This is a genomic window from Phaeobacter sp. CC-HEC084, assembly GCF_059429255.1.
The window spans coordinates 13,951-26,314 of the sequence record NZ_JCAIJQ010000005.1 but is presented as its reverse complement, the minus strand read 5'-3'; the positions used below and the strand labels follow the sequence as shown (position 1 = coordinate 26,314).

At 62.4% G+C, this 12,364-nt stretch carries 11 protein-coding genes; all 11 read left to right on the top strand.

What is annotated here, in order from left to right; translation table 11 throughout:
- Nucleotides 1-17 precede the first annotated feature (17 nt).
- The 11 genes from AC5SSZ_RS16285 (at nt 18) to AC5SSZ_RS16235 (ending at nt 12,252) form a co-directional block, all read left to right on the top strand.
- Nucleotides 18-1,144 (top strand): IS3 family transposase gene (locus tag AC5SSZ_RS16285; RefSeq protein WP_197918801.1). Its coding sequence is split into 2 segments (ribosomal slippage): nt 18-288 and nt 288-1,144, totalling 1,128 coding nucleotides; the frame shifts between segments, so codons are not numbered across the junction.
- A gap of 165 nt (nt 1,145-1,309) precedes the next feature.
- A complete protein-coding gene (locus AC5SSZ_RS16280) occupies nt 1,310-3,481 on the top strand; it encodes a ParB/RepB/Spo0J family partition protein (protein WP_009827031.1) in 2,172 nt (723 codons plus the stop codon).
- 126 nt (nt 3,482-3,607) lie between these two features.
- A complete protein-coding gene (locus AC5SSZ_RS16275) occupies nt 3,608-3,988 on the top strand; it encodes a DUF3768 domain-containing protein (protein ID WP_009827032.1) in 381 nt (126 codons plus the stop codon).
- Between the two features lie 116 nt (nt 3,989-4,104).
- Complete coding sequence (locus AC5SSZ_RS16270; RefSeq protein ID WP_009827033.1) at nt 4,105-4,401, top strand: hypothetical protein; 297 nt, start codon at nt 4,105-4,107, stop codon at nt 4,399-4,401.
- Nucleotides 4,402-4,479: 78 nt separating this feature from the next.
- The gene (locus AC5SSZ_RS16265; protein ID WP_009827034.1) at nt 4,480-4,863 is read left to right on the top strand and encodes a DUF6878 family protein; all 384 of its coding nucleotides are present in this window, start codon (nt 4,480-4,482) and stop codon (nt 4,861-4,863) included.
- Between the two features lies 1 nt (nt 4,864).
- The gene (locus AC5SSZ_RS16260; RefSeq protein WP_009827035.1) at nt 4,865-5,341 is read left to right on the top strand and encodes a DUF6915 family protein; all 477 of its coding nucleotides are present in this window, start codon (nt 4,865-4,867) and stop codon (nt 5,339-5,341) included.
- A gap of 105 nt (nt 5,342-5,446) precedes the next feature.
- Entirely contained in the window at nt 5,447-6,091 is a 645-nt protein-coding gene (locus AC5SSZ_RS16255) for a hypothetical protein (RefSeq protein ID WP_009827036.1), read from the top strand.
- Between the two features lie 50 nt (nt 6,092-6,141).
- The gene (locus tag AC5SSZ_RS16250) at nt 6,142-6,393 is read left to right on the top strand and encodes a type II toxin-antitoxin system ParD family antitoxin (protein WP_009827037.1); all 252 of its coding nucleotides are present in this window, start codon (nt 6,142-6,144) and stop codon (nt 6,391-6,393) included.
- On the top strand, nt 6,386-6,685 hold the full coding sequence (locus AC5SSZ_RS16245) for a type II toxin-antitoxin system RelE/ParE family toxin (RefSeq protein WP_009827038.1): 300 nt from the start codon (nt 6,386-6,388) through the stop codon (nt 6,683-6,685). Before AC5SSZ_RS16250 ends, AC5SSZ_RS16245 begins: the two co-directional genes overlap by 8 nt.
- 126 nt (nt 6,686-6,811) lie before the next feature.
- Entirely contained in the window at nt 6,812-11,209 is a 4,398-nt protein-coding gene (locus AC5SSZ_RS16240; RefSeq protein ID WP_009827039.1) for a strawberry notch-like NTP hydrolase domain-containing protein, read from the top strand.
- Nucleotides 11,206-12,252, top strand: coding sequence for a DUF7146 domain-containing protein (locus AC5SSZ_RS16235; RefSeq protein ID WP_009827040.1), 1,047 nt, complete (start codon nt 11,206-11,208; stop codon nt 12,250-12,252). Before AC5SSZ_RS16240 ends, AC5SSZ_RS16235 begins: the two co-directional genes overlap by 4 nt.
- Nucleotides 12,253-12,364 lie beyond the last annotated feature (112 nt).

Here is a 12,364-nt window from a genome sequence, read left to right as displayed (position 1 = left end):
TTTGAAGGGATACGAACATGGCAAAGCGCCGGAACTTTACAGATCAGTTTAAGGCCAAGGTGGCGTTGGAAGCGCTGCGTGGCGACAAGACCGTGCAGGAGATCGCGGCGAAGCATCAGTTGCACCCAAATCAGGTCAGCACATGGAAGCGGCAGGCCATCGAGGGCATGGCCGATGTGTTCTCGGGTGGCAAGCAGAGCGGCCCGACCGAGGCGGAAGTAAAGGAACTTCACGCCAAGATCGGGAGGCTGGCGGTCGAGAACGATTTTTTGTCGGAAGGGCTGAAGCGATGAGCCCTGGAAAGAAACGCGCGATGATCAACCGGGATCACCCCAAGCTGAGCATCAGCCAGCAGTGCAAGCTGGTGAGCCTGAGCCGGTCGGCGTTCTACTACACGCCCGCCGGGATCGACGCCGACACGCTGTCGATGATGAAAGAGATCGACCGGGTGTTCACCAAATACCCATTCTTCGGGTCGCGCCAGATCGCGGCCTATCTGCGCCGGGAAGGCATTGTTGTTGGCCGCCATCGCGTCAGGCGATTGATGGCGAAGATGGGTCTTGAAGCGGTCTACAAGCGCCCACGAACCAGCCAGCCGCATCCTCAGCACCCGGTCTTCCCGTATCTGCTGAGGAAGATGGTGATTGACCGACCGAACCAGGTCTGGTGCGCCGATATCACCTTTGTGCCAGTCAGAAATGGCTTCCTCTATCTGGTGGCAATCATGGACTGGGCGACGCGCAAGGTGCTGAGCTGGCGGTTGTCGAACACGATGCACGCCGACTTCTGCGTCGAAGCACTGAGCGAGGCCATCGCCAGGTACGGCCCGCCTGAGATCATGAACACAGATCAGGGATCGCAGTTCACCGGATCGGCCTGGATCACGACGCTGACCGAGGCGGGCGTGCGCATCTCGATGGACGGGCGCGGGCGTTACCTCGACAACATCTTCATCGAACGCCTCTGGCGATCCCTGAAGCAGGAGGCCATCTATCTCGAAGAAATCAATGAAGGCTTCCGGGCCCGTCGTGTCATCAAGGGCTGGATGGCATTCTATAACACCAGCCGACCCCATTCCGCGCTTGATCGGCAGACGCCGGACGACGCATATTGGGCAGGCTTGGAAGAGCGACACGCAGCATGAAACCTAAACCCGATACACCTTAGAAACGCTGCAAACCTGTCCGAAAAGATGGGACCACTTCACACGTCAACGCACAGTGAAAGCCAGAGAAAGGGAAGCCCGGGTGCCGGGCTTGAAAGGATAGAGAGAGGCTCATCCGGGTCCGGCGAGACAAGGACCCTGACCATGGCCAAGACCACGACCCGCCCGAATCCCACCACCTCAAAAAAGACCGAAGCCGTTGGATCGGCCGCGCCTGACGGCGGTGCCGACATCCGGATGATCCCGCTCGACAAGCTGGAGCCGAGCCCACTCAACGTCCGCAAGGTGGCCGCAAGCGCCAGCGACGATGCCGAGATTCTTGCGAGCATCCGCGAGACGGGAATCAAGCAGAACCTGGTGGTTCACGCACTTTCCGAGACACGTTTTGCCGTCGACGCAGGCGGTCGTCGCCTCAAGGCGCTGAAACAACTCGCCGAGGACGGTGTGATCCCCGCTGATCATCCAGTGCCCTGCCTTGTCGAGGACGAGCGCAACGCCATCCTTACCTCGGCCACAGAAAACCTCCAGCGCGCGGCGATGCATCCGGCAGACCAGTTCGAGGCCTTCGACAAGATGATCGGCGAGGGTCGCAGCGAAGACGAGATTGCGCTCAAATTCGGCGTCTCCGTCGACCTGGTGCGCCGTCGCCTCAAACTCGCCCGTGTCGCACCCGAAATCATCGAGCAGTTTCGTGCCGGTGATCTGACCCTCGAATGCGTGATGGCTTTCACGCTGACCGACGACCATGACCGCCAGCTCGCGGTCTGGAACGCCGTGAAGGGCGGCTATCACATCCATCCGCAGAGCATCAAACGTCAGCTGACCGGGGCCGCACATTCGGCGAACTCGGCAATTGGTCGATTTGTCGGCATCGAGGCGTATGAGGCGGCGGGCGGGGTTCTGCTGCGGGATCTCTTCGACGACCGGGCAACCGCTCATATGGAAAACCCCGACCTCTTGGAGCGTCTCGCCATTGAGAAACTGCAGGCTGCGGCCAAACCCTTCGAAGGGATATGGAAATGGGTCGAAGTGCATCTTTCGGTGGATTATGGCGCGTTTCGCAGTTTCGGGCGGGTCTATCCGCAGGACATCGAACCGGATGCGGACATGCTGGCCGAGGAGGAACGTCTCATCGCGCGTGAGGAAGAATTGGCGGCGCAGAACGACGGGGAGGACTGGACCGACGCGGAGACCGAAGAATACTACGCCATCGAGCCGCGTTTGCGCGAAATTGAAGCCATGCAGCGCGAACGGCAACCCTATGCCGAGGCAGATCGCGCTATCGCCGGTGTAGTCCTGACCATCGGCCATGACGGGGTGTTGCGCGTCGAGAAAGGCCTGGTGCGGCCCGAGGACATTCCTGTTGCGCCCGAACCGGACGATACCACCGCAGATCCGGATGGCGCTCCCTCCCCTGCCCGCCCACAGGTGACGCCGCCGACCTCCTCCACGCCGGTGCCGAGCTCCGACCCGGCCGCGACGTTGCGCAAGGCGGACGGGATTTCGGCGAGCCTGGCCGACGATCTGCGCGCCACGCGTCAGCACATCCTGCGGGCGCATCTGGCGGCGGATTTCGAGGTGGCTTTCGATGCGATGCTCTACGCGCTCTGCGAGCAGGCTTTGGGGCGGTCCTACAACAACGAGGCGCTCGATATCTCCATCCGGCCCTTCCAGGCGCAAAACCGCGAGGTGCTGCATGCGGACACCGTCGCTCAGAAGATGCTTGAGGCGTTGGAGCAGGACCTCGCCACCGACTGGATGAAGCTGGAGAAACCCGATGACTTCCGGGCGATGTCGGCCCTGCCCATTGCGGACAAGCAGGCGCTTTTCGCCTGGGCGACGGGTCTCGCGGTCAAGCCGCAGCTCTCCTCTGACAATCGCCCCTCCCACATCATTGAGGAGATTGGTGCGCGGCTCGACGTCGATGTGGCGGCCTGCTGGCGCCCGAGTGCCCAGAACTACTGGGGTCGCGTCAACAAGGGGCATGCGGTGGCCACGGCGCGCAAGCTCATCGGCGATGATTACGCCGAGGATCGCAATCGCGAACGCAAGGGCGATCTCGCAGCCGCGATGGAGCGCGCTTTCGCGGAAACGGCCGGCGAGACGGAAGGTTTCGACGCGGCGACGGCAGCAAAGACAACGCGCTGGCTGCCAGACGGGATGGTGTTTGCCGGTGCGGCGGAGGCCGACGCCAAAATGATTGGCGATGCGCCCGAGGCGGAGGAAGGCGACGTGCCTGCCGCAGACGCTCTGGCCGAGGCGGAGAGCAATGAACCATCGTCCTTGCCCGCCTTCCTTAGCGGAGATGCGGCCTGACGAAGCGAACACCGACCTGATCACGACATGAGCTTTGGGCCGCCCTCACATCGAGGGCGGCTCTTTCCGGCTGACGGGTTGCCGACAGCCGATATCGGATCGGCTGGCCCGTCCCGGAGACATCCTATGACCACCAGACTCGACCTCGATCCTGTTCAGGAAGCCGCACGCATCGCCGCGCAGAATGACGCGTTTCGCAATTCCATCCTCGGCAATCCTTCCGTTGCCGATGCCCCGCAGGGACAGTTTGTGATGACATGTGGCGTCGCCGCGCTTGGACCCGACGCACAACTGGAACTCACACGCCGCGTTGCCGCGTTCGACGCCTTCAATGCCGACAGTGACCCGCAGGGATTGCACGAGATGGGGGTCATCGAATTCAATGGCACGAAGGTTTGGTTCAAGATCGACTTGTACGACGTCGATTATCAGTACGGCTCGCCTGAGCCTTCCGACCCGAAACAGACGCGTCGCGTGCTGACCTTGCTTCTCCCGTCGGAATACTGACGCCCTCCACCCCCAATCGCCGCCCCGGGCCGTCCTTGCATAAAGGGCGGTCCTTTCGGGCTGGCGGGTTTCAAGGGGCGCGATGATCGCGTCCGGCCTGCTGCAGGAGACCAGAGATGGCCAAGACACTCGATTACCAGATCACCCTCTATCCCGCGCATCGTGACGGCGCCTTCGTTGTTACCCAGTTCCATATGATGGCGACCTACCCCGAAAAGCGCGTCCAGGCCGCGGGCATGGACGATTTGATCGACAAGGTGACGCAGTTCGCAATGGAGCATGGTGAGAGTTGCAGTGCTTCGGTGCGTTGCCTCGCCCCGCGCAAACCGCCGGGGTTCAAGCGCGCGACCGAGAATCTGTATTTCAACCTGGTTGACCGGACGGCTGAAAACCGCGGCGACGCTGCGGCCTGAAGCCCCCCAAAGGAAACTCCGGGGCGGCCTCGCGTAACGGTCGCCCTCCCCTCTCCCAATTCCAAAGGACAAAAAGACATGACACAAGCGACTGATTTCTACGCACAGATGCTCGAATCCCAGAGACGCGCATCCGAAGAGCGGGGCGAGACTCGCGCTGCCCTTCTCTCCGAGCTGCGTGCCTTCGGCGTGACCAGCATCGAGGTGCAATATGAAGGCTACGGCGATTCCGGCAATGTCGAGGATGTCGTCGTGACACCCGACACGATCACGCTGACAGAAGAGTTGCGACGCCGGGTTGAAGATTTTGGTTGGGATTTCGCCTATGCGCTGAGCCCCGGATTCGAGAACAACGAGGGCGGTTATGGCGAGCTGACCTGGGCGCTCGAGACGGACAAGATCGATGTTAGCCACTCGAACCGCTATATCGAAACCAACACCACCGAACACGAGGGGCTCTGACATGGCACATCCCCTCCACCACGCCGAAAGCTCCGCCCGAAAATTCGGCGGTGTTCCAGATGACTATCAGTTCGTGCATGACTGGTTTGACTCATCCAAAGAGCACCTAGGTCTCTTTGTTCACAGAGCCCAAAAACATCATACAGTCGGGATCTATGATGCCGAACGTCACTTCGGCCGCAGCCTGACCAACAGCGCGGGCCGGGTCGTCCCGATCCGCTGGATCGGTGAGCAGCATGTGCGCGAGGACTGCCAGGGACGGATCCCGTCGCTGGCGGACTGGCTTGTCCGCATTCAGCCGGAACCGTGGATGGCCAATGGCCGGATCGACAACGATCCTACGCAGATTGTTGGCGATCCGCGTGCGGTCTGGATCGAGGCGGTCTCCAATCACCAGACCATTCTCGGTTTTGAGGACTGGCTGCTGAAGGTCTCTGTCGAGCACATCCAGCATCGCCAAAACCGCGCCGCTGCCTGATCCGCCGGCCAGAAAACTCACCAACCACCGGATCCCATCCACTTCGACCCGCCTGCGCCACAACCGGCTTGGCGGGTCGATTGCGTTTCAAGAAAGGATATCGACATGCAAGACCCTGTCTACGAGGAGGCCTACCAAGGCCACGTCATCAAGATCTATCACGACCCCGATTCTGAGAACCCAAGGGAGTGGTCCAACCTCGGAGCGCTGATCTGTTGGCACCGCCGATACCGGCTGGGGGACAGCCACCGGTTCGACTGCCCCGAGGCGTTCCTGCGCGATCTTGCGGGCGTCTCGGATCAGAGCGATCTTTCACTGGATCGCCTCCGCGAGCGCGCCGAGCGCAAGGCAATCATCTTGCCCGTGTACCTCTACGACCATTCCGGCCTCGCGATGAACACCATCGAGTTCCATTGTCCGTGGGATTCCGGCCAAGTTGGCTTTGTATACGTAACGCTCGAAACGGTTCGAAAGGAGTTCGGCGCGAAGCGCGTCACCAAGGCGATGCGCGAAAAGGCCAAGGACATTCTGCGCGCTGAGATCGTCACCTTCGATGCCTACCTCGGCGGACGGGTTTATGGCTATGTCGTCGAGCGTGACGGTGAAGAGATCGACGCCTGTTGGGGGTTCTTCGAGCACTATGATCTGGACTGCCTGTCCGAGGCGCGGGCGGTTGTAGATCCTCTGATTTTGCGAGAGGTACAAAGACCCGCCGCTGCGGAACAGGGCGCAAGCCCACCCCCGAGTTGAAACGCCCGCAATACTCATATATCTTATTCATGCGTATTACGGAGGTGAGCATGGCAAGCACAAGCGTCACACTTGGCCCCCATTGGGACGAATTCATCGCCCTGATGCTTAAAGAGGGGCGTTACGGGTCAACCAGCGAGTTGATCCGCGCCTCTCTGCGCCTGATGGAGGAGCAGGAAGGTCAGCGGGCGCGGCTTCGCGTTGCGCTGATGGAGGGCAAACAATCCGGTGACGCCGGTCCGCTTGACATGGATGAGATCAAGCGCGACGCGCGGAGCCGCTCTGGCGCTTCTGATGCGTGACATTCATCACTCTCAGGCGGCAAAATCCGACCTCGTCGATATCTGGGTCGAGACAGACCGACAGTGGGGCGAGGCGCAGGCGGACCGCTATCTCGATGATATCGATCGCGCCCTGAAGGGTCTCATCGCCAACCCGCAAATGGGGTCTGACTGTTCCGATCTCTTGCAGGGTGCGCGTAAACTGATCACGGGCCGGCACCTCGTGTTCTACGAGGTGGACCCGGACAGGATCTTCGTGATCCGAGTCTTGCATCAGTCCATGGACGTGCCGAGGCATCTGCGGTCGTCCTGATAACGGGCGAATTCGCACCGGGGCTTTGCCATGAAAGAGCGAGAGGCAGGGCAGGAGGGGTGACCCCTCCCGGGTGAGAGAGTGCGCGCGGGGCTTGGGGCCAACCCTAAACCCCGGAGATTGCCGATGAACGCTCACCCCCATTCCGTCCAACTTGCAACCGAGCCCGACGCCCCTGCCCTGCCAGAGGCTCCGGGCTTCGCCCAACACCTGATGCAGGTTGCGAAAGCCCTCGTCCCCCTGTTCGAGGCGGGCAGGTCCATCGACGCCGCCGCCCTTCGCACTGCGATGGAGCAAGCCTTCGGTGCCAGCGACACCAGCGGCTCCTGGATCTGGAAGGATGCTTACGAAGCCGCAGAGGTCGCCCAGATCCTGATGCTTTCGCGCTACGGTGCGCTGATGCAGCGCCAGGTATCCGCGCCGCGGGCATTTCTCACCATGATCGAGCGTCTCGCCGGTCTGGCCCCCTCCCACACGCGGCGCTCTGAAGACAGTGTCCGCCTGCAACAATTCTCGACCCCTCTGCCCCTCGCGGCCATCGTTGCGCAGGCGGCGGGCTTTCGGGACGACGACCTGGTGCTCGAGCCTTCGGCCGGTACCGGCCTGCTGGCGATTTTCGCAAAGATTGCAGGCGCTCGCCTGGCGCTGAATGAGCTTGCCGAGACCCGCCGCGCCCTGCTGGGACATCTGTTCCCCGGTGCAGTCGTCTCGGATCACGATGCCGCCTCGATCGATGACCGGCTGGATCGGTCGATCACGCCCTCGGTCATCGTGATGAACCCACCGTTTTCTGCGGCCAACCATGTCGACGGCCGGTTCCGGCAGGCCACCAGCCAACATGTCCTGTCCGCCCTAGCGCGTCTCGCGCCGGGTGGGCGGCTTGTCGTCATCACCGGCGAGAGCTTCCGCCCCTCGACGAAATCCTTTCAGTCGACGTTTCAGCGGATCGCACAAAGCGCCGATGTGGTATTTTCCGCCGCTATCGACGGCAAGGTCTTTGCGCGGCATGGCACCACGATCGACACACGGCTGACGGTGATCGACAAGCGTGCGACTGGCGCTGATGAGATCGCATCGGTCGAAAGCGAGGCCGTCTACCATCCGATCTGCGCGACCACCGCCGACCTTCTCAACGCAGTGCTCACCCACTGCCCGCAGCGCCACAGCCCCTCGCCCTGCCCCACCAGTACGGCCCTGTCGGCTCCGACCGCTTCGACCCGCACCAACCTGCAGGCCCTGCGCAATGCCGCGCGCAAGGAAACCCGTGCCCTCGCCGAAGAACGCGCAAGGCACCCGTTTGACGATATCACGACGGCCCCGATCGACTACCTGCCGAAGGCTTGGAGCCAACCCGACGGCACGCTGCAGGACACGGTCTACGAGGCCTATGACCTTCAGGCGATCAGGATCGATGGCGCGGCGGAACATCCGACCGCGCTGGTGCAATCCACCGCCATGGCCTCGGTGCCGCCGCCCGTGCCGACCTATCGTCCCATCCTGCCGAAGAACCTCGTTCAGGACGGCCTTCTTTCTGCGCCGCAGCTGGAAAGTGTCATCTATGCGGGCAACGCGCATGAGACGCATCTCAAGGGCTGGTTCAAGCGCGGCGAGATCGAAGGCCAGTTGATGGCGGCGGCCGAGGGCGACGAAGGCGCGTTTCGCCTGCGCAAGGGCTGGTTTCTGGGTGATGGCACGGGATGCGGTAAAGGGCGACAGGTTGCCGGTATCATCCTCGATAATTGGCTCAAAGGGCGCCGACGGGCGGTCTGGGTCTCGAAGAGCGACAAGCTCATCGAAGATGCGCGTCGCGACTGGATAGCGCTCGGGGGACGCGAAAGCGATATCGTGCCGCTCTCGAAGTTCCGCCAGGGCAGCGACATCCGCCTGCCCGAGGGCATCCTCTTCGTCACCTACGCCACGCTGCGCTCGGCTGAACGTGAGGGCAAAGCCTCCCGCCTCGATCAGGTCACGTCCTGGCTCAGCGATGGGTTCGACGGGGTCATTGCTTTTGATGAAAGCCATGCCATGGCGAATGCTGCCGGAGAAAAGTCCGACCGCGGCGACAAGAAGGCGTCCCAGCAGGGCCTCGCTGGCCTCGCGCTGCAGAACGCCGCGCCCGATGCACGGGTTCTCTATGTCTCGGCGACCGGTGCCACAGTCGTCGGCAATCTTGCCTATGCTTCGCGCCTCGGTCTCTGGGGCACCGGCGATTTCCCCTTCGTGACGCGGGCCGAGTTCGTCGCCGCGATGGAGGCCGGGGGCATTGCGGCCATGGAGATGATCTCGCGCGACCTGAAGGCGCTTGGGCTCTATCTGGCGCGGTCCCTCTCCTATGCCGGGGTCGAATACGAGATGCTGGTCCATGAGCTGAGCCCCGCTCAAGTCGCCATATACGACAGCTACGCCGATGCCTACCAGATCATCCACAACAACCTTGAGGCAGCGCTTCAGGCCTCGGGTATTTCTTCTGAGACCGGCACGCTGAACGCCCAAGCGAAATCCGCCGCGCGTTCGGCCTTCGAGAGCAACAAGCAGCGCTTCTTCAACCATCTCATCACCGCCATGAAATGTCCCTCGCTGATCCGCGCCATCGAGGCGGACCTTGCAGCAGGGCACTCGGCCGTGATTCAGGTGGTCTCGACCAGCGAAGCGGTGATGGAACGCCGCCTTGAAGAGATCCCTTCCTCGGACTGGGACGATCTGCAGGTCGATTTCACGCCGAGGGAGAACATCATGGACTACCTGATGCACAGCTTCCCGACGCAGCTTTTTGAGCCTTACACCGACGAGAATGGCGATCTGCGCTCGCGCCCCGCCCTCGATTGCGATGGCAACCCGATCATCTGCCGCGAGGCGGAGCGGCGGCGGGATGATCTTGTCGAGCATCTTGGGGCCCTCGCCCCGGTGCAGGGCGCGCTCGACCAGATCCTCTGGCATTTCGGAGGCGATGCAGTGGCTGAGGTCACGGGGCGCAAGCGGCGCATCGTCAAGACGCGTGAGGGGCGGCTCAAGGTCGAGAACCGCCCCGCCTCCTCCAACCTCGGCGAAACCCAGGCCTTCATGGACGATGCAAAACGCATCCTGATCTTCTCCGATGCGGGTGGCACCGGGCGCAGCTACCACGCCGATCTCGGGGCCAAGAACCAGCGCCTTCGGGTGCATTACCTCCTGGAGCCCGGGTGGAAGGCCGACAATGCGATTCAGGGTCTCGGGAGGACCAACCGCACGAACCAGGCGCAGCCGCCACTCTTTCGCCCCGTCGCCACAGACGTGAAGGGCGAGAAGCGCTTTCTCTCCACCATCGCCCGCCGCCTCGACACGCTGGGTGCCATCACCAAGGGACAGCGCGAGACCGGCGGTCAGAACATGTTCCGTGCCGAGGACAACCTTGAGAGCCCCTACGCACGCGCTGCGCTGCGCCAGTTCTTCTACAAGCTGCGTGCGGGTAAGATCGAGGCCTGCTCCTATGCGAAATTCCAGGAGATGACTGGGCTGACGCTCGATGAAGCGGATGGCACGATGAAAGAGACCCTGCCGCCGATCCAGCAGTTCCTGAATCGTTGCCTCGCGCTCCGCATCGACATGCAGGACGCGATCTTCGAGGCCTTCGGCGGGTTCCTCTCGGCCATCATCGAAGATGCGCGCCAGGCAGGCACGCTCGATGTCGGCCTCGAAACGCTCAAGGCCGAGAAATTCGAAATCGTCGACCGCAAGGTCATCTTCGAGCACGGGGCTACGGGCGCAACGGCAACTGCGCTGACCGTGGAGCGTACCGATCGCAACGATCCGCTCACCCTGCCCCGGATCAAATCGATCTGCGCAAATACGGACGGCGCGACGCTGTGCTGGAACACCTCCTCCAAACGCGCGGCGCTGATGGTGAATGCGCCGGCCTTCATGGACGAGGACGGCGTGCCGATCCTGCGGGTGAAGCTTCTGCGTCCGATGGCCACAGAAATCCTCGCGCTGACCGAGTTCTCGAAGTCGCACTGGGAAGAGATCGATGATGCGATATTCGAACAGCTCTGGCAGGCCGAGGTCGAGGCAGTGCCGGAGTTCACCACCTCAAAGATTACGCTCATCTGCGGGCTTCTCCTGCCGATCTGGGATCGGCTTCCCGCTGACAACATGCGCATCTACCGCCTTCAGACCGAGGATGGGGAGCGCGCCATCGGTCGACTGGTCAGCCAGGAGCAGCTTCTCAATGTCTTTGCACGCCTTGGTCTCGATTGCCAGATCGAGATGACGCCGCGGGAAGTGCTCGCCGCCGTGATGGAAGCCAGGACGACGCTGAACCTCCTCGGCGGCTATCAGCTGCGCCGGTCGCTGGTCATGGGGCAGCCGAGGCTTGAGCTGATAGGTGCTTCAGGCGCGGCCCTGCCCGGACTGAAGGCAATGGGCTGTTTCACGGAAGTGATCCAGTGGAAGACGCGGGTGTTCATTCCGGTCGACGGCATCGAGGTGCTGACACGGGTCCTTGCCGAGCATCCAGTTGGCGCCGGCACATCGGAGGCCGCCGCATGAGCGCGCGCCACAGTATCGCGGACCTCTCGGCCGATCTGGCAGACCATGCCGAGAGTTTCTGCCGCCAGTATTTCCCCGAGGGGCGCAAGCTGGGTAATTATTGGCAGGTCGGCGACACGTCCGGTGCAAAGGGCCAGAGCCTCGCCATCCGTCTGCAGGCGCAGGTTGGTCGTAAAGCCGGGTCCTGGCAAGATTTCGCGACGGGTGAATATGGCGACCTGATCGACCTGCTGCATGAACGGCTTGGGTCTGTCACGCTCAAGGAGACCCTGAGGGAGGCTCGATCCTTCCTCGGCGAAGCCCCCTGCCCTGCCGTACCTCGAGACACCCAAAGGGCTGAGCGCCCGGATGCAGCCTCCAGCAAACGCATCGCGCGGGCGCGCAAACTTTTCGCTGCTGGCAAGCCGGTGTTTGGCACCTTGGCCGCCACCTATCTGCAGGGGCGCGGGATCACACGGCTCGGCCCGGCCCTGCGCTATCACGCGCGTGTCTTCCTGCGGCAGGGCGAGGACGACCCCGATCTGCTGGAACGGGCCCCTGCCCTACTGGCAAAGATCACCGACAATCGCGGCCAGATCACCGGATGCGCAAGGGTTTTTCTCGACCCGTCCACCGGCGGTTTGGCCGAGATCGAGAGCCCGAAGCGGATCCTCGGACAGCTGCACGGCCATGCCATCCGCTTCTGGTCCGGCAAGGCGCGCAGCGATCTCATCGTCGGTGAAGGTCTCGAGAACACCCTCTCGGTCGGCACGGCTCTCCCCGAGTTCGATCTCGCCTCCTGTCTCACTGCCACCCATCTCGGCCTCTTCATCCCGCCGCCGAGGATCAAGCGTATCTGGATCGCGCGGGACAATGACGAAGCTGGACGCGACGCATCAATAAGATTGCTTAACCAACTGGAATCGCTTGGAATTACCTGTGGTGATCTCGTACCAAACATGGGCGATTTCAACGACGATCTGCGGGCATTTGGCAAAGATGCGCTGCGCCGTTCTCTGCTAAAGGCCATGAAAGCACAAGGTCTGGAGATCGAGGACGGGTGACCGCCAACCTCCCCGGGGATGCCTGACCGGGCAAAGGTTTCGCCGGTTCTATCTGATCCCGTTTGGACAAGGGGAGCGATGGACCGGCGGGTCGGAGCAGAGTGCTCCTCGC